This is a genomic window from Pseudoalteromonas sp. HL-AS2, assembly GCF_031198805.1.
Classification (GTDB): Bacteria; Pseudomonadota; Gammaproteobacteria; order Enterobacterales; family Alteromonadaceae; genus Pseudoalteromonas; species Pseudoalteromonas nigrifaciens.
The window spans coordinates 2,877,886-2,899,052 of record NZ_CP133571.1 but is presented as its reverse complement, the minus strand read 5'-3'; the positions used below and the strand labels follow the sequence as shown (position 1 = coordinate 2,899,052).

General features: G+C 40.8%; 16 protein-coding genes. 9 read left to right on the top strand and 7 right to left on the bottom strand.

The features are described from left to right. Positions 1 to 49: 49 nt before the first annotated feature. The 3 genes from RB215_RS13450 to RB215_RS13440 are packed head-to-tail and all read right to left on the bottom strand — an operon-like array spanning position 50 to position 4,058. Positions 50 to 2,029: an LTA synthase family protein gene (locus tag RB215_RS13450; RefSeq protein ID WP_309216558.1), complete on the bottom strand. Its 1,980-nt coding sequence runs from the start codon at positions 2,027 to 2,029 to the stop codon at positions 50 to 52. After that, on the bottom strand, positions 2,020 to 2,391 hold the full coding sequence (locus RB215_RS13445; RefSeq protein WP_182677582.1) for a diacylglycerol kinase: 372 nt from the start codon (positions 2,389 to 2,391) through the stop codon (positions 2,020 to 2,022). The genes RB215_RS13450 and RB215_RS13445 overlap by 10 nt, the downstream gene beginning before the upstream one ends. Further along, positions 2,388 to 4,058, bottom strand: a complete 1,671-nt coding sequence (locus tag RB215_RS13440; protein WP_182683849.1) for a phosphoethanolamine transferase — start codon at positions 4,056 to 4,058, stop codon at positions 2,388 to 2,390. Before RB215_RS13440 ends, RB215_RS13445 begins: the two co-directional genes overlap by 4 nt. A gap of 540 nt (positions 4,059 to 4,598) precedes the next feature. On the opposite strand from RB215_RS13440, the gene ilvG reads away from it, so the two are divergent. From ilvG to RB215_RS13400, 8 genes are all read left to right on the top strand, one after another. After that, entirely contained in the window at positions 4,599 to 6,248 is a 1,650-nt protein-coding gene (gene ilvG / locus RB215_RS13435) for an acetolactate synthase 2 catalytic subunit (RefSeq protein ID WP_182677578.1), read from the top strand. Then, positions 6,245 to 6,487 (top strand): acetolactate synthase 2 small subunit, encoded by a 243-nt coding sequence (ilvM, locus tag RB215_RS13430; RefSeq protein WP_309216556.1) that lies wholly within the window; start codon positions 6,245 to 6,247, stop codon positions 6,485 to 6,487. The genes ilvG and ilvM overlap by 4 nt, the downstream gene beginning before the upstream one ends. 99 nt (positions 6,488 to 6,586) lie before the next feature. After that, entirely contained in the window at positions 6,587 to 8,443 is a 1,857-nt protein-coding gene (ilvD, locus tag RB215_RS13425; RefSeq protein ID WP_086994745.1) for a dihydroxy-acid dehydratase, read from the top strand. A gap of 2 nt (positions 8,444 to 8,445) precedes the next feature. Further along, on the top strand, positions 8,446 to 9,999 hold the full coding sequence (gene ilvA, locus RB215_RS13420) for a threonine ammonia-lyase, biosynthetic (RefSeq protein ID WP_089368828.1): 1,554 nt from the start codon (positions 8,446 to 8,448) through the stop codon (positions 9,997 to 9,999). Positions 10,000 to 10,096: 97 nt separating this feature from the next. Beyond that, positions 10,097 to 11,125 carry an ABC transporter substrate-binding protein gene (locus RB215_RS13415; RefSeq protein ID WP_089368827.1) on the top strand — a complete coding sequence of 343 codons (1,029 nt, stop codon included), beginning with the start codon at positions 10,097 to 10,099 and terminating at the stop codon, positions 11,123 to 11,125. Positions 11,126 to 11,186: 61 nt separating this feature from the next. Further along, positions 11,187 to 12,371 carry a methyltransferase gene (locus tag RB215_RS13410; RefSeq protein ID WP_089368826.1) on the top strand — a complete coding sequence of 395 codons (1,185 nt, stop codon included), beginning with the start codon at positions 11,187 to 11,189 and terminating at the stop codon, positions 12,369 to 12,371. 11 nt (positions 12,372 to 12,382) lie between these two features. Further along, the gene (gene can, locus RB215_RS13405; protein WP_086994736.1) at positions 12,383 to 13,042 is read left to right on the top strand and encodes a carbonate dehydratase; all 660 of its coding nucleotides are present in this window, start codon (positions 12,383 to 12,385) and stop codon (positions 13,040 to 13,042) included. 8 nt (positions 13,043 to 13,050) lie between these two features. Next, positions 13,051 to 13,707 carry an NAD(P)H-binding protein gene (locus RB215_RS13400; protein ID WP_089368825.1) on the top strand — a complete coding sequence of 219 codons (657 nt, stop codon included), beginning with the start codon at positions 13,051 to 13,053 and terminating at the stop codon, positions 13,705 to 13,707. Positions 13,708 to 13,948: 241 nt separating this feature from the next. Here RB215_RS13400 and RB215_RS13395 read toward each other — a convergent pair whose 3' ends face one another. Next, positions 13,949 to 14,212, bottom strand: a complete 264-nt coding sequence (locus RB215_RS13395; protein WP_086994730.1) for an accessory factor UbiK family protein — start codon at positions 14,210 to 14,212, stop codon at positions 13,949 to 13,951. 163 nt (positions 14,213 to 14,375) lie between these two features. On the opposite strand from RB215_RS13395, the gene rep reads away from it, so the two are divergent. After that, complete coding sequence (gene rep / locus RB215_RS13390) at positions 14,376 to 16,394, top strand: DNA helicase Rep (protein ID WP_086994727.1); 2,019 nt, start codon at positions 14,376 to 14,378, stop codon at positions 16,392 to 16,394. A 5-nt stretch (positions 16,395 to 16,399) separates the two neighbouring features. Here the strand turns inward: rep and RB215_RS13385 are convergent, their stop codons facing one another. The 3 genes from RB215_RS13385 to elbB all read right to left on the bottom strand — a co-directional run bounded on the left by RB215_RS13385 (position 16,400) and on the right by elbB (position 20,413). After that, positions 16,400 to 18,970: a diguanylate cyclase domain-containing protein gene (locus tag RB215_RS13385; protein WP_309216553.1), complete on the bottom strand. Its 2,571-nt coding sequence runs from the start codon at positions 18,968 to 18,970 to the stop codon at positions 16,400 to 16,402. Between the two features lie 169 nt (positions 18,971 to 19,139). Beyond that, positions 19,140 to 19,535 carry a cytochrome c5 family protein gene (locus tag RB215_RS13380; protein WP_041454600.1) on the bottom strand — a complete coding sequence of 132 codons (396 nt, stop codon included), beginning with the start codon at positions 19,533 to 19,535 and terminating at the stop codon, positions 19,140 to 19,142. A 230-nt stretch (positions 19,536 to 19,765) separates the two neighbouring features. Continuing rightward, entirely contained in the window at positions 19,766 to 20,413 is a 648-nt protein-coding gene (gene elbB / locus RB215_RS13375) for an isoprenoid biosynthesis glyoxalase ElbB (RefSeq protein ID WP_309216552.1), read from the bottom strand. Positions 20,414 to 21,167 lie beyond the last annotated feature (754 nt).

The following is a 21,167-nucleotide window of genomic DNA, read 5'->3' as shown; positions in this document are numbered from 1 at the left end:
TAAAAATAGCCTTGTTACTTTAACAAGGCTTTATTATCAAGTCACTTTGTTAATGATACCAACCATTTGTATAAGCTAAGTTACCTAGGTTGGCATGGGCTAGGGCTTTTTTAATCAGTTGCTCATCGTTTTTACATGGCACAAGCTGATTATTACTATACGTATAGGTGGTTGCTGGTTTTTGCGGTTGTAGCACCACCACTTTATTGTCGTGCATATAGGCAAAGTTTTTGTCGTATTGCATCATTGCGCGTTGTTTGTTGTCGCTAATAGGTTTTGATAAATCATGGCCTATCATAGGGTGTTTGCCACTTACGCCAATTAAAGATAGTAAAGTAACGGGAATATCGAGTTGGCTGGCTAGTTGATTATCGCGTTTATGGGCAATGTCTTTACCAAAAATAATCGCTGGAATTCTAAAGTGATCAATTGGCACCAAGCTAGCACCTGATACACGCGAGTCGTGATCGGCTATTACAATAAATACCGTATCGTCCCAGTAGCTCGACTTTTTAGCTTTTTCGATAAATGTACCTAGCGCGTAGTCAGCGTATTTTGCCGCATTATTGCGGGTTTGTTTTTGTTTGTCGTACAGGGTTATTTTATCGTCAGGAAATTCATACGGGCTATGGTTGGAGCTGGAAAATATAAGACTTAAAAATGGTTTATTTTGTTTTTTAAGTTTAGTGAGTTCGATATCAGCTTGGTCGTATAAGTCTTCGTCTGATGCGCCCCACGAGCCATTAAAGTCTATTTTATTAAAGTTATTTGTATCTACAATATCTTTAAAGCCATTACCTAAAAAGAAGCTTCGCATGTTATCAAAGTGGCTTTCGCCGCCATAAATAAATTGGGTGTTATAATTTTGCTTCGCTAAAAAGTCAGCGATAGTAAAAAAGTCACGTTGTGATTTATCAAGCTTAACAACTGCACGCGAAGGTGTAGGCGTAAAGCCTGTAATTATCGCTTCAATACCACGCACCGAGCGCGTGCCAGTGGCATATAAATTATCAAACCCCCAACCTTGTTGATAAAGGGCGTCAATATTAGGCGTTAGCGGTAAACCGCCAAGTGTGCCTACATAGCGTGCCCCTAAGCTTTCTTGTAAAATAATGACTAGGTTTTTTGGTTTAGTGTTATTCGTTGCGGTATGAAAGGTGTTTGTTGGCGCACTTTTATCAGTAAATGTGGCTTGGCTATCTTGCATATTATTGCGCACTATACTGAGCAGTTCATCTGCTGGCATTTTTCCGTAATAATCTTGGCTAGATTGCTCATTAGAGAGCTGCTTTACCGCAAATGCTACGCTATAAAGTGAGTTAAGGGTTAAGTCGTTAAGTAAGTGATCGGTCGAAAACGATACCATGGCTGGGTTAAGTGGTCTGTGCCCTAATGAATTACGCGCGCCTAAAATAGTTAAGCACACTAAAACTAACGCTAAAATTGATTGATTTAACCTTGTTAGTGACGACTTACTTTGCCATTGATGGCTAAATACTTTACCTGCAAATTTGCAGCTTAAAATAAGTGCTATAACAGCAATAAGTACTTCTAATTTATAGCCCGAAAAAATCATTTTAGAGACTTCTTTAGGGTAAATTAAATACTCTATAAATAAGCGGTTTGGGCGTAAATCATACTCGTTTATAAATGTAGGGGTAATCACTTCAAAAAAAACGAGTAAAGCAGACATACCCACTAAGTAAATTTTAATTAGGCTGCGTATTTTATTTTGCCAACCTACGCTCTGCATCAGTAAAGTAAGTAGCAATACGGGCATAATAATGTAGCTTAAAGTGGCTATATCAACTCTTAAACCACCTACAAATATAGAAAACCACGCATGCGATCCAAATACACGCTCCCCTTGCCATACACTTAAACCAAAGCGAGCAAGTGTTAAAAAGCCAAGGGCTAAAACAGCAAATACAACAAAAATCCATACCGGGCCAAGTGCATTTTTCACCTGAGGTATTACTTTAACTATTAGCCCCGTTATTTTAGGTATAAAATTTAGCTTTAAGCCCATAATACAGCCCACCAAATAAGTGCGGCAATTAACATGGCTATAAACACACTGGCAGAGGCTATATCTTTAGCGAGACCCGAAAGCTCATGGTATTCGCTGCCAATCCTATCAACTACAACCTCAACTGCCGTATTTACTAGTTCAGCAAACAATACAAAAAGCAGGCTGGCTATAAGTAGTAATTTATCGCTTAGTGCAATTTCTTGCAGATACACAAACACACCAAGTAACGAAAACAGTGCTAACTCTTGTTGAAACGCCGCTTCAAATCGACTCATCCATTTTAAGCCGTTAAAAGAATGGCTTAAGGTAAAAATAAGGCGCATTAAGCCTTGGCGTTTTATAACGGTTTTATTGCTCATAGTTGTATTTCGCTTGGTGTTGTTTGGCAGCTCGCAAGTAGATCAAGCGATGCCTGATACGTTTTGCTGTTAATGCCAATTAAATTTAAAAGGGTGTGGAAAATATTGTTGTGTGAGCGTGCAGCATTGGTGTCTAAATTAGCTAAGCAGGTATTGGTAATGCGCTGATTATGCTCATCAGCCCACATATATAGTGGTACGTGGGTTTGTGTGCTAGGCGCAAAGCTATACGGAAAGCCATGTAAATAAGCACCGCCCTCGCCAAGAGATTCACCATGATCTGACACATATAAAAATTGCTTATCTATATTGTTTGGCAGCGTTTTTAATTGCTCAATTACTTGGGCGTTAACAAAGTCGCTGTACGCAATGGTGTTGTCGTAGGTATTAACTAATTCATCAAATGAGCAATTTTGAATATCGCTTCTGTCGCAGGTTGGGGTAAATTGTTTAAATTGTTCAGGGTAGCGTTTAAAGTAAGTTGGCCCGTGCGAGCCCATCATATGCAGTACGATAACGGTGTTAGCTTGGGTTAAATTAGCCAGTTTGTGTTTAAGTGGAGCTAATAGCGCTTCATCAAAACAGTACTTACCATCACATAAAGTAGATTTTGTTGTAGGTATGTCGATAGTAACTACTCGCGTACATACGTCTTTACAGCCGCTGTTGTTATCAACCCAGAGTACATCACTGCCTGCGTGCTGGGCCAAATCAATCAAGTTTTGCTGGCTGTCGGCTTCGAGTCGATCAAAGTTTGTTTGTGTTTGCAACGAAAACATACAAGGTACAGATACCGCTGTAGCCGTGCCGCAAGATGCCACATTATTAAAGTAAGTAACGCCGTGTTTTTGGGTATAAAAATTGGTGTTACGTTTATAACCTTGATAAGCAAAGTTTTCTGCTCGTGCAGTTTCACCAACCACTATTACGGTTACGCTACTGGTATTAGGCGCAATTAGGGTAGGTGCAGCATCTATATTTTTAAATTCCATATTGGTATACAGCAGCTGATCGCGCATATATTTATAGCCGCTAGAGAGATACTGAAATGGAATAATTTCTTTTTTCAAAATGCGGTTATTGCGGCCCGTTGCAGCATAGTCGGCATAAAAGTTTGTAACCACCAATACTATAAGCGCCAAACACGCTACAACTAGCTTTACGCGGCTAAGTACTTCTTGGTGAGGGCGGGTAAAGTGTATTTTTATTTTGCTTAAAACAAAAACAGGCAGGGCACAAAACAGCAGTAAAAAGCCAATAAGCTGCGGATTTAAATAGCTTAATGCTTCGCTTGAATCAGTTTCGAAGGTGTTTTGGATCATAGAATAATCAAACACCACGCCATAATTTAAGGTGCCGTAAAGTACTGCACTGGAAATAACCAATAAAAAGTAATTAAGTGGCTTTAATAACCACCGAACCGACACTATCGAAAAAAATATAATTAGCAGGCAGAGTAGTAATAGCGGTACTGAAAATAAAAATAGCCACGAAAAAGAAGCTAAAGAAGTAATGGCGCTAAAAGAGCCATGAATGAATGGAATATTTATAACCAAGCAATAGTAGCAGGCAATCATTACTACAAAAGCGTTGGCGCTACAGTGAATGTAAAACCGTTTACCACGATTAAGTTTTTGCTGTGTAGATATAGGACTAAGTGAATGCATATTTAGGCTCGTTTAAAACAACAACGCCATGTTATGCAACAACACTTAAGAACTGCTTAAGAGAAGCTACGCATTTCCTGAGGGGGTAAAATAAATTTATTCCCAGAGTATTATTAAAAATTAATCAAACCATAAAAAGGGCATATTAGAATAGGGAATTTATAGCGCTTAACTATTCACATAAAAAAACCATAGCAGGTAATTATAGTGAATATTAAAACCACTTAAATTGCTTATTTGTCTTTTATTTGAATTGAATTTGATGTTGACTTAAGGGGCTCAGCACGGTATTAATATAAAAAGAGAGCAAAGGAATAACCTTTGCGATAATTTAACAACATTTGGTATTAATTACATGCTTGCAAACGCACTAAACCTAGTCCTGATTATTATCGTGGTGATTATTCCCGCGAGGGCTTCGTAGTGCTTTAAAAAACTTAAGCATTTAAAAGCCCTCCGCACTTAACCGTTCGGGGGGCTTTTTGGTTTTAGCGGCAAAATATGTGATTGAATTGTCACTGAGGAATGAGGGTTTTATTAATGACAGGCGCAGAATTAACAATAGATTTATTAGCCAAACACGGCGTAAAAGAAGTATTTGGCTACCCAGGCGGAGCTATTATGCCAATTTACGATGCCTTGTATGGCGCGCCAGTCAAGCACTACCTTACTCGGCATGAGCAAGGTGCAGGCTTTGCGGCAGTAGGTTTTGCTCGTAGTACGGGTAAATTAGGAGTGTGTTTTGCAACGTCAGGCCCTGGTGCCACTAACTTAATTACTGCTCTTGCCGATGCGATGATGGACTCAGTGCCATTATTAGCAATTACCGGGCAAGTGCCTACCGCAGCGATTGGTTCAGATGCCTTTCAGGAGGTAGATGTGTTAGGTATGTCGCTGTCGTGTACTAAGCACAGTTACATGGTAGAGCGAGCCGAAGACTTAGCCGAAATACTGCAAGAGGCCATGCACTTAGCGCAAAGCGGTCGCCCAGGGCCCGTACTCGTAGATATCCCAAAAGACATTCAAATGGCGCAAGTGCCATTTCAGCCTTGGCTAGCAGCAGACGAGTACTTACCAGAACTTGATTTAAAGCAAGTTGCTATTGCTAATCAACTGCTTAGTGAAGCTAAACAGCCGGTTGCTTATGTAGGTGGTGGAGTGCAATCAGCGGATGCACAAGCCCAGTTGATGCAGTTTTTAAATAAAACCCACATGCCAGCGGTTGCCACACTTAAAGCGCTGGGCAGTGTGTTACCCGATTACGAGTATTACTTAGGTATGCTAGGTATGCACGGCGGCCAAGCTGCTAACTTAGCGGTGCAAGAATGCGATGTACTAGTGTGTATTGGGGCGCGGTTTGATGACCGTGTTACCGGCAACTTAGCAAAGTTTGCTGCAAACGCTAAAGTAATTCATTTAGACATAGACGCCGCAGAAGTCGGTAAGCGTAAACCAGCAAAAGCTTCTTTAATTGCTGACTTAAAAACGTCCTTACCTGCATTAGAGTGCTTTGTAACTCCGCAAGCATGGTGCGATTATAACAAAGCAATGATGGTTAAATATGCATGGCGTTACGACTATCCGGGCGACAAGGTATTTGCACCCTATTTACTTAATCAACTTAGCCAACGTATGCCTAAAACGGGTGTCGTGTGCTGCGATGTAGGTCAGCACCAAATGTGGGTGGCCCAGCATATGAAATTTAATCATCCCAGTAATCACTTAAGTAGTGGTGGTGCAGGCACTATGGGCTTTGGTTTACCTGCGGCAATTGGTGCACAAGTAGCGCGCCCCGATGACTTTGTTATTACGGTATCTGGTGATGGCTCTATCATGATGAACATTCAAGAGTTGGCAACAATTCGTCGTAATAATTTACCAGTAAAAATACTTATTTTAGATAACCAACGCTTAGGTATGGTACGTCAATGGCAGGAGCTGTTTTTTGAAGAGCGCTACTCAGAAACTGACCTTTCAGATAATCCAGACTTTGTGCAGCTAGCAGCGGTATTTGGTATACCAGGGCAAACCATAACCCATGCTAATCAAGTTGACGATGCAATAACTGCACTGGTTAATAGTAAAGGTCCATACATAGTACATGCCTGCATTGATAATAAAGAAAATGTATGGCCGCTAGTACCACCAGGTGCAGCTAACGATGAAATGATGACGGGGAAAGCACAATGAAACATAGTTTAACAATCGCCTTAAAAAATCAAAGTATTGCTGTAGAGCGTTTTTTACGCGTAGTACGTCATCGTGGTTTTGACTTAACCCATTTTCAACTCAATATAGACGATGGCCAATACCATGTAACCATGACGGTAGACAGCGATAAGCCAATTCACTTATTAACCAGCCAGCTAAATAAGCTGGTGGACGTAAAAGCCGTTACTTTACAAAATTTACAGCAACAAGTGGTTTAAGTGTGCGCGCAGTAAACAATTGCAGAGTGGGTTAATAAACTTACTCAATAACTAAGAATGAGGAATGCTTGCTTATAAAGCAGCAAAACAGAGGTAACCATGGCAAAATTAAGAAGTGCAACAACAACCGAAGGTCGAAAACGTGCAGGTGCTCGTGCATTATGGCGTGCAACAGGAATGACAGATAGCGATTTCGGAAAGCCGATTATTGCGGTTGTAAACTCATTTACACAATTTGTACCTGGGCATGTGCACCTTAATCAGCTGAGCGAATTGATGGCTGAAACCATTACCCAAGCGGGTGGCGTGCCAAAAGAATTTAACACCATAGCGATAGATGATGGTATTGCTATGGGCCATGGTGGCATGTTGTATTCACTGCCATCACGCGACCTAATTGCCGACTCGGTTGAGTACATGGTTAATGGCCACTGCGCCGATGCGATGATTTGTATTTCAAACTGCGACAAAATTACCCCAGGAATGATGCTTGCAGCGTTGCGTTTAAATATTCCGGTTATATTTGTATCGGGTGGTCCGATGGAAGCCGGTAAAACTAAACTTGCTAATATCGATATTAAACTCGATTTGGTAGACGCCATGGTTAAAGGTGCAGATGAGTCGGTAAGTGATGCAGATTCAGAGCAAGTGGAGCGCTCAGCATGTCCTACATGTGGTTCGTGTTCAGGCATGTTTACTGCCAATTCTATGAACTGTTTACTTGAAGCCATTGGTTTAGCACTACCGGGTAACGGTACTACGCTAGCAACGCATAAAGACCGTAAACAATTATATGTTGAAGCGGGCGCACGCATTGTTGATTTGTGCCGCGAGTATTACCAAAAAGATAACCAAGAAGTATTGCCACGCGCGATTGCTAACAAAACAGCCTTTATGAACGCCATGGTAGTAGATATAGCCATGGGCGGCTCGTCAAATACGGTATTACATTTACTTGCTGCGGCGCAAGAGGCAGGTGTTGATTTTGATATGTCGCACATTGATGCACTATCTCGTAAAACGCCCTTTTTATGTAAAGTAGCACCCGCTACGCCAGAATATCATATTGAAGATGTACACCGCGCTGGTGGCATGATGGCAATTGTACGTGAGTTGGGTAAAGCAGGCTTAGTTGATATGTCGGTAAATCATGTCGCTGGGTCAACAATGGCTGAGCTAGTTAAAAAGTGGGATGCAACAGACCCAACTAACGAAGCTGCTCGCAAATTTTATCGTGCAGGCCCTGCGGGTATTCGCACTACTAAAGCAATGAGCCAAGAATGCCGTTGGGATGAGGGCGATAACGACCGCGAACATGGTTGTATTCGTAGTGTTGAACACGCTTTTCGTCAAGATGGTGGTTTAGCCGTACTGTCGGGCAATTTAGCGGTTGATGGCTGTGTTGTAAAGAGCGCGGGTGTAGTTGATGACATGCTACATTTTGAAGGTACTGCCGTGGTGTATGAGTCGCAAGATGATTCGGTAGAAGGTATTTTAAACGACGAAGTAAAAGCCGGCGATGTAGTGGTTATTCGTTATGAAGGGCCAAAAGGCGGGCCTGGAATGCAAGAAATGCTTTATCCAACCAGTTACTTAAAGTCAAAAGGCTTAGCAGAAAAATGTGCCTTGATCACTGATGGTCGTTTTTCTGGCGGCACATCAGGCTTATCAATTGGCCATGTATCACCAGAAGCGGCTAGTGGTGGTGCGATTGCCTACGTTGAAAACGGCGATAAAATAATTATTGATATTGCTACTCGCGAAATTACTTTAGCGCTTAGCGATGCAGAGCTCGAAGCTCGTAAACAAAAACAGCTAGCGCGTGGCAAGCAGGCTTATAAACCGCTTGATCGTCAGCGTTATGTATCATCTGCGCTTAAAGCATATGCGCTACTTGCTACCAGTGCCGATAAAGGTGCAGTGCGCGATTTAGCCAAACTAGAGGAGCTTAGTTAATTATGGTTTCTCAAGAACTCGATTATTTTCGTGCAATTATTCAAGCAAACATGGAGCCGCTGGCTAAAGTAACTGAGGTTAGCAAAATGGCCGAACTCAGTACTAAGCTGGGCAACCATGTGTGGCTAAAACGCGAAGACCAGCAGCCGGTGTACTCATTTAAATTACGTGGTGCATTTAATAAACTTAACAAGCTGCCTAAAGGCTCAGTAGTGATTACTGCATCTGCGGGAAATCATGCTCAAGGTGTGGCGCTGAGTGCCTCACATTTAGGGCATCAGGCAACTATAGTTATGCCAGTAACTACCCCAGAAATAAAAGTAAGTGCAGTGCGTGCACTTGGTGGTGAAGTAGTATTACATGGTCATCACTTTGATGCCGCTAAAGCCCATGCGCTAGAACTTACAGAGCAACTCAACGGTATATTTGTACCGCCATTTGACGACCCAGACGTAATTGTAGGGCAAGGCACAGTAGCCCGTGAGCTAATGCAGCAGTTAAACGAGCTTGATGCGGTATTTATTCCCGTTGGCGGCGGCGGTTTGCTTGCTGGTATGGCGGTATATATAAAATCACTGCGCCCTGATATTAAAGTAATAGGGGTAGAAGCCGACGAAAGTGCCTGCTTACAAGCCGCACTAAAAGCGGGTAAGCCAGTAGAGCTTGATAGAGTTGGTAGTTTTGCCGATGGTGTGGCGGTTAAAATTATTGGCACTGAAACGTTTAGATTAGCGCAAAAGTTTTGCGACGACGTAGTTACCGTAAGCAGCGATGAGATATGCGCCGCCATGCAAGATATTTTTGTATCTACGCGTGCCATTGCCGAGCCTTCAGGCGCGCTTGCCACTGCCGGGCTGAAAAAGTGGAGTCAGCAATCGGGGTTAAAAGGGCTGCATTTAGCTGCCGTGCTTTCAGGAGCTAATTTAAATTTTGATCGCTTACGTTATGTAGCAGAGCGCACCGCACTTGGCGAAAAAAACGAAGCGCTATTAGCCGTTACCATTAATGAAGAAAAAGGCAGTTTTAAACAATTTTGTGCCTCGTTAGGTGGGCGCGCTATTACCGAGTTTAATTATCGTTATGCAGGGCCCGGCGATGCGCAAATATTTGTAGGTATTGCGCTACGTCAAGGGTTACAAGAGCTAGAAGAGTTAAAGCGAGATCTAACCAATAACAATTATCAATTTTGCGACCTATCGGATAACGAACTCGCTAAGTTACATGTGCGTTATATGGTTGGAGGTAAAGCACCTGAGCAATTACATGAACGTTTATTACAGTTTGAGTTTCCTGAATACCCGGGCGCATTAGCACGCTTTTTAGATACCTTAGGCAGTAATTGGAATATTACTTTATTTCATTATCGTAATCATGGTGGCTCTACGGGGAATGTATTAGCAGGTTTTGCAATTGAACCAAGCCAATTTGATGTGTTTAATGAGCACTTAAATCGCTTAGGCTATAACGTACAAGATGAAACAAATAACCCGTGTTTTACCCAGTTTTTAACCTCGCAGCCTCAGGGCAAAAACGTCGATAAACTCGCTTCGGCATAACCCTCTTTATTAACAAGCACCTCGTTGAGGTGCTTGCTTTATCATGTTTTTTACATATTATTATCAATAAATAATAATATGCTTTGAGGGGAACTCGTTGCTAATTAAAGGACTAATCATTGTTTTAGGGCTTTTTTGTTGCCAGCTACAGGCGCAAGAACCGGTTACATTGCAATTAAAATGGACTCATCAATTTCAATTTGCCGGCTATTATATGGCCAAGCATAAAGGCTTTTATAAAGAGGTCGGGCTGGATGTAAATATACTCCCTGCCAAGTTAAGTATGCCCGACAGTTTTGATGCAGTAGCACAAGGTGAGGTGCAGTTTGGCATTGGTCATTCTGGTGTTTTACAGCAACGCATTGCCGGTAAACCTTTAGTGGCAATGGCTGCTATATTGCAGTTTTCCCCTTATTGCTGGATGGTTAAAGACAGCTCTGATATTTTTCATGCACGAGACTTTATTACTAAACGAGTCACTACCAGCGGTAAAAGAGAGAATACTGAGTTATTAATTATGCTCCAGCGCAGTGGCATTAATACCGACCGCTTAGCCCATTATGAAGGTGATAATCCGACCCGCGCATGGATTGACAATAAAGTAGATGCAATGCAAGTGTATGTAACCGACCTACCTTATTACATGGCGCAACAAGGAATTGCTCACAGACTTATTTGTCCGCAAAGGTACGGTATGGATCTGTATGCCGATATTTTGTTTACTAGCCAAAGTATGCTTAAAAACCACCCGCAAACAGTAGAAAGCTTTTATCAGGCAAGTCTTAAAGGTTGGCGTTATGCAATGATGAATATGGATGAAGCGATAGCAGTAACTCAGCAATATGCACCGCATAAAAGCCCCCATCAGCTAGCTTATGAAGCCGAGGTATTAAAAGGCTATGTTACAGTACCCAGTACTCACCTAGGTAATATGTCGATGGCAAAGTGGCGCTTAATAGCTGATTTATATGGTGTTGAACAAAGTGATTTTGACAAAGTAAAAGCTAGTTTTATATATAAGTATCAGGAGCCCGAAAGATTACAGCTTTCATGGATGTTACTGGCAGCAATTATTATCAGCATTATTTCTATCCCGCTGTATTTACGTTTAATCTTCAAAAAATAACCACTTAATGACAGTGGGCTGAGCTGCTATAATTAATTGTGTTTATTTATTTTAAGTTGATATGACCTTAGCTGAGCAGTTTTCTGCACTTGATTCTCTCCTTATGCGTAATCGCCAATATTGGCAATGTACGGCATTTGATTTTGATGCACTACCTTGGCCTGAGCTACAAGAGCCTTTAAATAATTTAACGGATGAAGAAGTTGCCCAATTAGATGGCAATGAAGAACAGTTATATCAATTTTTTGAGCCGCATATTGAGCAACTTGAACAGCTGGTAAATTTGTGTGAGTTACCAACAGCGAACTTAACGCGCAGTGACTATCCGTTTTGGCTTAGTAACGGTATAAAAGGGCGGAAGTTTCAGCAGCTGCAAGATTTTGTAGCGGCTTTACCCAGTAGTACCAAGCCTGTTTTAGAATGGTGCGCGGGTAAAGGGCACCTCGGGCGTATGCTAGCGTTTAATGGTGCTAAAAGCGTGCACAGTATAGAGCTGCAACCGCAATTATGTGAGCAAGGGCAGCACAGTGCAAAGCAGCAAGGCTTAGCTATGCACTTTAGCCAAGCAGATGTATTGAAGGATGACATTACTGCTTTTTTTAAAGCCGATATGCACGCAGTCGCTTTACATGCTTGCGGCGGTTTACATCAAGCTTTTATGCAGCAGGCCAGTGTAGCTAAAGTCTCTAACATTAGTTTTTCTCCTTGTTGTTATCATTTATTTACCCCAGATAATTACCTAGCAATGAGTACGCTTGCACAACAAAGTCTCCTTAACTTAACTCATCGCGACTTAAAGCTCGCACTTCAAGAAATGGTCACCGCGCCTTCACGCATAGTTAAAGTGCGTAACACTGAAGTTGCATGGCGACTCGGGTTTGATGCCCTGCGAAAATCGATTACTAATGAGCAACATTACGTCAGTGTGCCGTCGGTTAACAAGGCGGTGTTTTCAGATTCATTTAAATCATTTTGTGCATGGGCTGCAGACAAAAAGTCGTTAAAGTTGCCACAAGAGATTGATTATAATGAGTTTTTACTTATTGGGCAGGACAAGATAAAAGTAACAGATCGTATTGAACTGGTTCGACATGTGTTCAGAAGAGCAATAGAAGTTTGGCTTGTGCTCGATCGTGCTTTATATTTACAGCAGCAAGGCTATCAAGTCAGTATTAAAACGTTTTGCGCAAAACAGTTAACACCGCGCAATATTTTGATCTTGGCAAATTACCCGTCTTCGAACTGAAAAGAGATGCAATGAGAAAGCTAAAAAATTTATTCGACAATAATAAACGTTGGGCAGATCGCACTAGTAAAGCGGATCCTGACTTTTTTAAAATACTATCAATGCAGCAAAATCCAGAGTACTTATGGATTGGTTGTTCCGACTCCCGCGTGCCAGCCAATCAAATTGTAGATTTACTCCCAGGTGAGCTATTTGTACATCGTAACGTAGCAAACGTAGTTGTACATACAGATCATAACTGTTTATCGGTAATGCAATATGCTGTTGAAGTATTAAAAGTTAAACATATTATGGTGGTGGGGCATTATGGTTGTGGTGGTGTACAAGCAGTACTAGATGAAGCCCGCTTTGGCTTTATTGATAATTGGCTGCGCCATGTTGGTGATGTAAAAGAGAAGCACCTAGAGCAATTAAATGCAGTGCCTGAAAAAGAGCGTTTAAGCCGTTTAATAGAGCTTAATGTAATTGAGCAGGTACGTAATGTAGCGCGCACTAATATAGTACAAGACGCATGGGCACGTGGACAAAGTTTATCGATTCATGGTTGGGTTTACGGCCTAGAAAATGGCCACCTACATGACCTAGAGTCAGTAGTAACTTGTGCATCAGAAGAAGCCGACACTTATAAAAAAGCCGTGCAACACGTGTTTTCAAAACTTGACCATGGATAATTAAAGCGATGACAAAAACGGCGGTAATTATAGGTGCAACAGGGTTAGTAGGAAATGAGTTATTAAAAAAGTTACTACAAAGCGCGTATTTTTCTAATGTAATTGCCTTAAGCCGTCGTGCGCTAAGCATACGTCATCCAAAACTCGTTAATCATATAATTGAGTTTGATGAGTTAACTCAATATGCTGCATTATTTAAAGGCGATGTGTTTTTTTCTTGTTTAGGTACTACTAAAAAGCAAGCCGGCTCAATTGCGGCGCAGCGAAGAGTTGATTTTGATTATCAATTTATTGCCGCGCAATTAGCCGCAAGTAATGGTGTGCAACATTACTGCTTGGTGTCATCAAGTGGTGCAAATGCGCACAGCACTAGCCCTTATTTAAAAATGAAGGGGCAACTAGAGGAGCAGGTTAAGCAACTGCCTTTTGCACGTATCAGTATTTTTCAGCCGTCGTTATTATTAGGTAACCGTAAGCAGTTTAGAGTGGCTGAGAAAATTGGCAGTGTTATTTTACCCATTATAACTCGCCTGCCACTTTTAAAACGCTATAAACCAATAACTGGGGAGCAAGTAGCGCAAAAAATGCTGGTTGTGAGTTGCGCGCAGCAGAGCAATTTAGCTTACTATGTACTTGATGAGCTATTTAACCTGAGCTCCGGATAATAAATCTATCTCAAGCAGCTATTTTCAGCGCTAACTGCGTTGAATTTACTTGCAATAGGCCAGCTATTGACGCGTAAATTCGCCTTGTTTTCACTGAAAACTTCTGGCTAGAGAAAATAAATATAATTATAATTCAATATGTTAGTAAGTTCCTTAACTAGAGTTCAGGTTATTTAATTAATTAGCACTATTACAAAACAAAAAAGCAGCCTTGGCTGCTTTTTTACTTTAAGCGTATATATTATTCAGCATTTGGCTGAGTGCTAAGTTGTTGCTCTAACAGTGCAACTTTAGCTTCAAGCTCAGTTAGCTTTTCACGTGTACGGATCAGTACTTGGCTTTGTACATCAAACTCTTCACGACTTACAAAGTCCATCTCAGCAAGCTTGTTTTGTAAAACTTGTTTGGTTTTACCTTCGAGTGTATCGGCTAAGTTTTTTACGCCTTGTGGCATATTACTAGTGATTTGCTTTGCAATTTCTTCAAGTTTTGCTGGATTAATCATGTTCGTCCCTTGGCTGTTGCCCAGAATTTATAATAACTAATATTACCTTATAGCCAGTGTATTTAACACAGGTTGATCTTTATCGAATTAATTAGTGCAATTGCTATGCTCGCTGTAATGGTTACGTTAAAATTGCCCGTCTTTTTAAATCTCTTTGGTCGTTATGAAACTCAATCCTAAACAAGATGAAGCGGTAAAATATATTAGTGGGCCATGCTTAGTGCTTGCTGGAGCTGGCTCTGGTAAAACGCGTGTTATTACTAATAAAATCGCATATTTAGTGAAACAGTGTGAGTATAAAGCGCGTAATATTGCCGCGGTTACTTTTACCAATAAAGCTGCTAAAGAGATGCGTGAGCGTGTTTTGCAAACACTTGGCAAGCAAGATGCCAAAGGGCTTTGGGTATCTACATTTCATACGCTGGGTTTAGAAATTATCAAAAAAGAACTTAGTACACTGGGCTTTAAGCCGGGTTTTTCGCTATTTGACGATCAAGATACCAACCAGTTATTAAATGATTTAACCGAAGACGAACTTAAAAATGATAAAGACCTACTCAAGCTATTAAAAATGGCAATTGGTAGCTGGAAAAACGAATTAATTTTACCAGAACAAGCAATCCGCGAAGCGCAAGAGCCACAAAAAGCATTATTTGCACAGCTTTATGGTCGCTATCAAAACCAGTTACGTGCTTACAATGCACTAGATTTTGATGACTTAATAATGATCCCTACTTTGCTCCTTACTAATAATGCCACCTCACGGATGCGCTGGCAGCAACGCTTTAAATACTTGCTGGTGGATGAGTACCAAGATACCAATACCAGCCAATACCAACTTGTTAAGCTGTTAGTAGGTGAACGCGCCCGCTTTACTGTGGTAGGCGATGACGATCAATCGATATATTCATGGCGCGGTGCGCGTCCGCAAAACTTAGTGTTATTAAGTAAAGACTTCCCCGGGCTTAGACTTATTAAGCTGGAGCAAAACTACCGTAGTGCAGGGCGAATACTAAAAGCGGCTAATATATTAATTGCCAACAACCCGCACGACATTGAAAAAAAGCTGTTTAGTGAACTCGGTTATGGTGAGCCAATAAAAGTAATTGGTTGTCGTGATGAAGAACATGAGTCTGAGCGCGTAGTGGCTGAAATTATTTCGCATAAGTTTATGAAACGCACTAGCTACAAAGATTACGCTATTTTATATCGTGGTAATCACCAAGCGCGAGGCTTTGAAAAATCGTTAATGAGTAACCGTATTCCATACAAAATTAGCGGTGGTATGTCGTTTTTTTCGCGCTCAGAAATTAAAGATATTATGGCCTACTTACGGCTGCTGGTTAATCAAGACGATGACAATGCATTTTTACGTATAGTAAATACGCCACGGCGCGAAATAGGCACGGTGACACTTGAAAAGCTGGGTACGCTCGCAAATGAAAAGCACATGAGTTTATTTGCTACCTGTTTTGATAATGACCTAGGTTATAGGCTAAAAGGGCGTGGTTTGAACGCACTTACTGGGTTTGCACGTTGGGTTGTGGAGCTATCAGACAACGCGGTGCGCGGTGATACCCTAGAAGCGGTTAAAGATTTAGTGCGTAACATTAACTACGAAGCGTATTTATACGAGTCATCACCTAGTGCCAAAGCGGCTGAAATGCGGATGAAAAACGTATCGGAGTTATATCGGTGGATCACCGACATGCTAACCGGCGACGCCGATAACGAGCCCATGACCTTGGCCGAAGTAGTGAGCAAACTTACATTACGCGATATGTTAGAGCGTAACGAAGAAGAAGATGAAGCCGACGCGGTGCAGTTATCAACCTTGCATGCATCAAAGGGACTAGAGTACCCGTACGTGTTTATGGTGGGTATGGAAGAGGGCTTGCTACCGCATCAGGTAAGTATTGATGAGGACAACGTAGATGAAGAGCGTCGCCTTGCGTATGTTGGGATCACCCGAGCTCAACAAGAGCTCACCTTAACTTATGCTAAAATACGTCGTCAATTTGGCGAAACATCACAAACAGAGCTCAGTCGTTTTGTACAAGAACTACCACAAGACGATTTAGCATTCGAGAATAAAAAAGCACCTAATAGCCAAGCCGAGCGAATGGAAAAAGGTCAGGCGCGTGTGGCTAATCTACGCGCTATGCTTAAAAAACCTGAATAAATTGGTTAACGTTGCAGTGATTCAGAGTGACTAATAGAGGGCTGCAAACTACTGTTAAGTGCAGACTGTTTACCGATAAAAAATCCTAGACCGTGTTTATCTAATAGAGCTCTAAAATTTAATATAGCAGGGCCTTTTGCTATTACTTTAGTGTTTTTAATTTTAGTAATGGCAAGTACTCCCTGCAGTTGTAGGTCGTAGCTAGCTTGCTGCAAAATACGTTTACTAAATGTCGAGCTTAGTAGTAGGTAGTCAAAATCAATTTCGCTAAGTAAGTTAAGCTCGCATTTATCTTTAGCAAAATTATTTAACCCAATAGAGTAGCCGTTTAAAGATAATTGCTTTAAATTTTCAATTTGTGTTGCACTAGCATAACGAATTTCTTGCTCGTCAAAGAGTAAGCAAAGCTGTGTTTTGTTTTCGCATTGGCTCAAAGCATCAGTAAATAAATTAAACTCAGGATGGGCCAATAACAAACTAGAGCAAGGTAGTAAGCCGACGTTTAAGTTAGCGTTACTTGTTTGTGTGTATGCTTGTTGCAGTAGCTGTAGTTCAACATTAAGATGTTGCTCTTTATCGCAGGCAAACTTTTTTAGAATATCAAAACTGGTATAGCCCAATATAGGGTGCTCGCCAAATGCCTCTAGCAATGACTCAGACTGGCAATTTTCATCAAGAGTAATGATCTCAGAACTTCTAAAGTTCATCGGTAGCTGTTCAAGGTAATGCAGTACTGGTGATTGCTGCTCTGGTATTGCTTGCGTTAATAGCGGGTGGAATAGCTCATAGCGGTTTCTACCTGAGTTTTTAGCGTAGTACATAGCGGCATCGGCATCACGCATTATTTCATCCGTATTTTTATAGCTTTGGTTAGAGTAAGTTATACCAATACTTGCACCACTTTGCAGTGACGAGCCTTTAAAACAAAATGGTTCTGCCATTAAGTTAATTATTCTATTTGCAACATCTTCTGCTTGTTGAGGCTCGGTTAAATGAGTCAATAAAATTACAAACTCATCCCCCCCTAAGCGCGCTAATAAGTCGTGCTCGCGAATACACTGCGAAAATAGCTTACTCACGCTAATTAAAAACTGATCCCCGGCATGATGGCCAAGTTGGTCGTTAATACTTTTAAACTTATCTAAATCAATAAATAATACGGCAAAGTGTTGCTCTACAAAGCGATGATATTCTTGCAGGGTTTTTTCAAGTTGAGTTAAAAATAAGCTTCGGTTAGCTAAACCGGTCAGCGAGTCGTGATGCGCGTCGTGATAAAGCTGCTGCTCTATTTTTTTTCGCTCATCAATTTGCATTTGTAAATGTAGGTTAGCTTGGCGTAACTCTTTAGTTTTTTCGTCAACTCGAAACTCAAGCTCCTGATGACTCTTTTTAAGTGCGATATTAGCTAATTTTGTTTGTAATACTGTAGCAATTTGATGGGATACAAAGGTGATGAGTTCGCAATCATCTTGGCTAAAAATATGTTTATTGTTATACGCTTGGCAAACAATTAAACCAATAACACCTTGTGATGTTTTTAATGGTGCGCCAAGCCAACTAGTAGCCATTTGCTTTTCAGGCACAGGTGAAGTGCGTTGTACTGTGCCATCTTGTATAAGCGCTTTTGCTCTATCGGGATGTATAAGCTGAGTTTCTTCGGTGCTAATTACCAGCTCACTATAGCCTTTAGAAAAACGCCTTGATTGAGGGTTCTTTTTAAATTCATCTACGTAATAAGGAAAGCTTAGCCAGCCAGAATCTTTGTTATAAAGTGCAATATAAAGGTTATCAGCATAGGTTATCGACTTTATAATTTCATGCAGTTGTAAATATACATCATCAATATTTTTAGCTTGTGTTGCCAGCTCCGATATTTTAAATAAAATTTGCTGGCGTTGTAGGGCTCGTTTACGTTGTTCGACTTCAAGGTTAAGCGCTGCGTTACTTTGTGTAAGTGCTTGGGTGCGAATTTTAACTTCGGCTTCGAGTTGCTCGCGCTTTTTTACTCGCTCTATTGCGGTAGCTAAGTACAGCGACATAACCTCTAGTAATTGTATTTGTTGAGGGCTGTATCCTTGCTCTGTGTCGTAACTTTGTGCTGCAAGTACGCCTATAATGCTTTTTTCTTGAAATACAGGCACGCCAATCCAGTGCTCAGCAGGCGTACCTAAAGCTTTAAATAAACCATTATTAGCAGCATCTTGCATTTGTTGCTTAGTAAAGTAGGTTGTTTTACCTTGTTTAAATACATAACCAGTTGCACCTTCGTTAAAACTATTATGCTGATTAAGGGCAATAGCAAGACCATCTTTTTCGTCTGAAAAATAAGAAAGTTCTAATAAGTTTGTGTGTCTGTTAGAAAGTACAACATAAAAACTTTTGCTTGGTACGTACTTTTGCAAAATATCGTGTATAGCGGGATAGAGTAAGGTAAGTTCTGCAACCGTGCTGGCTTGCTCTGATAATAGGATCAGGGCATTTTGTAGATGATGTGCATGCTTGTACTTTTTCAGTAGCGCTTTAAGACGTTTATTTTGATGCGCTAAGTTACTAGGTACTGTTAATTTATCTTCCAATGATGTTAACCAGTTGTGTTTTTATTGTATACTAATTGCGCTTATAATTTCATTTTTAACTATTAGCGTCAAGTATATATTCGTTAAAATAGCGGTTAAAAGTAGATAAAAAGCATTAAAAAAGGCTTACCTTAGGTAAACCTTTTTATTTATTGATTTTAGTAGGCTTTTACTTAGTTGTCATAAAGTTAATTGCGGCACTAATTTCGTCTTCAGAACAATCCATACAAGTACCTTTTGGCGGCATTGCATTAAAACCATTCAGTGCGTGATCGAGTAATACATCATTACCTTTAGCAAGGCGAGGTGACCAATCATCAGCCGATTTAGGTGCGCCTAACGCACCAGTACCGTGACACGCAAAACATGAAGCTTGATATACTTGCTCGCCAGAACGTGGGCCAGTAGGGGCTGCAGGAGCGGCCACTTTGTCACCCTCAAGGTATACAGCACCAATCGGTGCGAGACGTTTTTTGATTGCATCGGCAGTCATAGAGTTATCATATGGCTGTGCGTATGCGGTGGTTGCTAGCATTAGTAATGCTGCAGCTGATAGTTTTTTCATTTTGCCTTGCCCACTTCAATTTGAACGTGATCAATCACGATTGTAAATGACGGAATTTAAAACAATTATAACTCCCCTAAGCAATTTATAAAATGCTAAGAGTAGATTTTATTGATTAAATCGACTAAAGATTGCGTTAACTCAATAAAAACAGCAGTTTACTAAATGGTTAAACAGAGTAACTGTTATTCTAAGTTACAAAAATCTAAATAGATCATATTGCTCAAAAATCAGCTTAGTGCGAGCACTTCACTCACCAGTTTAGCTATTCCAGCATCGGCATCGAGTATAGATTGTGCCAGCATATAGGCTGGTGTTGTTACTAGCTTATACTGCTGATCTACAACAATATCATCTACTGCGCAGGTGACATGCTGAGCACCTAAGGTGTTAAGTGCATTAGCTGTGTCACTATCATTACCTATAGTTAGGTGTGCTTGCTGATAAATAAAAGGAATTAAATTAGGAGCAATACACATATAGCCCGCCGCTTTATTGGTATTGGCAAACGCTTTACAGGCATGTAACACGTCAGCATTAATACTTGCCTGTGGCCCTTTTATAGCAAAGTCAGATAGATTTTTTGCAGCACCAAAACCACCCGGTACAATTAAAGCGTCAAACTGTGTAACGTCCAGCTCAGTAATCGCTTTTACTTCGCCGCGAGCAATACGCGCTGCTTCTACAAGTACATTACGATTATCGGTGGTTTCTTCACCAGTGAGGTGATTAATGGTGTGATGCTGCGCTATATCGGGTGCAAAGCATTGATAACTTGCACTATTTTTTGCTATGTGTAATAAAGTCAAAACGGCTTCATTAATTTCACTACCATCATAAACGCCACAACCGGCTAAAATTACTGCAACTTTTTTCATTTTTTATCTGCTCCGTTTAAGTCGGCAAACTAAAATTTAGTTCGATAGATTAGGGTCTGTTAACCTTTGCGGATTAAAATTCGTTCAAACTAGGAGCGATTTGATCGCGGCGCGAGGTTTGTAACCTAGTAGGCTCGATAACTGCTCCTGCGTTATTCTACTGGCTTACATCTATGTGTAAATAAGTAAAAACCGAGCAAAGCTTTTGCATCCTGCTCATGCCCCTAACAAAGAGTTAACCGCCCCTAGACAGACCCTTCGGGCAGCGCATGTTTGGCATTAATGCTGCGTTATCGCCTATTTATAGGGAATAACCACACCACATAGGCTCTGCCTTGCCTAAATACCAAACACACTGCTGCAAACTCAATCTTGAAAGATCAACAGACCTTCAAGTTTAACATGGCAAAAATAATCTGTTTGAAAAATTATTTGTATAGTTACTGTTCGCTAAGCGAGTGATCATAGGGTATATGCCATTTGGTGATCAACCACAGTGAAAAAAATTATAAAGGATCGCTATGATCTTTGATCCATTATGCTAGAATGCTCGTCCAGTTATTTAAATGGATGCAAATAATGGCAATGACTAACAGCGGATGTAACGCTTAAAACTTTTTTCCACATTGGTAAAAAAATAATAAAAAAAGAACCTCGTACTATCTTTTTTAGTAAAAACAACCAGTTAACTTTATTTCTAAGCGTTTTTTAATGCTTTGGAAGAATGGTCTGTGGCTGTTATCTACAAAGTTAT

Bases quoted from the DNA above. Each gene is read 5' to 3' on its own strand.
- RB215_RS13450 (WP_309216558.1), bottom strand. From the start codon at position 2,029: ATGGGCTTAAAGCTAAATTTTATACCTAAAATAACGGGGCTAATAGTT.
- RB215_RS13445 (WP_182677582.1), bottom strand. From the start codon at position 2,391: ATGAGCAATAAAACCGTTATAAAACGCCAAGGCTTAATGCGCCTTATT.
- RB215_RS13440 (WP_182683849.1), bottom strand. From the start codon at position 4,058: ATGCATTCACTTAGTCCTATATCTACACAGCAAAAACTTAATCGTGGT.
- ilvG (WP_182677578.1), top strand. From the start codon at position 4,599: ATGACAGGCGCAGAATTAACAATAGATTTATTAGCCAAACACGGCGTA.
- ilvM (WP_309216556.1), top strand. From the start codon at position 6,245: ATGAAACATAGTTTAACAATCGCCTTAAAAAATCAAAGTATTGCTGTA.
- ilvD (WP_086994745.1), top strand. From the start codon at position 6,587: ATGGCAAAATTAAGAAGTGCAACAACAACCGAAGGTCGAAAACGTGCA.
- ilvA (WP_089368828.1), top strand. From the start codon at position 8,446: ATGGTTTCTCAAGAACTCGATTATTTTCGTGCAATTATTCAAGCAAAC.
- RB215_RS13410 (WP_089368826.1), top strand. From the start codon at position 11,187: ATGACCTTAGCTGAGCAGTTTTCTGCACTTGATTCTCTCCTTATGCGT.
- can (WP_086994736.1), top strand. From the start codon at position 12,383: ATGAGAAAGCTAAAAAATTTATTCGACAATAATAAACGTTGGGCAGAT.
- RB215_RS13400 (WP_089368825.1), top strand. From the start codon at position 13,051: ATGACAAAAACGGCGGTAATTATAGGTGCAACAGGGTTAGTAGGAAAT.
- RB215_RS13395 (WP_086994730.1), bottom strand. From the start codon at position 14,212: ATGATTAATCCAGCAAAACTTGAAGAAATTGCAAAGCAAATCACTAGT.
- rep (WP_086994727.1), top strand. From the start codon at position 14,376: ATGAAACTCAATCCTAAACAAGATGAAGCGGTAAAATATATTAGTGGG.
- RB215_RS13380 (WP_041454600.1), bottom strand. From the start codon at position 19,535: ATGAAAAAACTATCAGCTGCAGCATTACTAATGCTAGCAACCACCGCA.
- elbB (WP_309216552.1), bottom strand. From the start codon at position 20,413: ATGAAAAAAGTTGCAGTAATTTTAGCCGGTTGTGGCGTTTATGATGGT.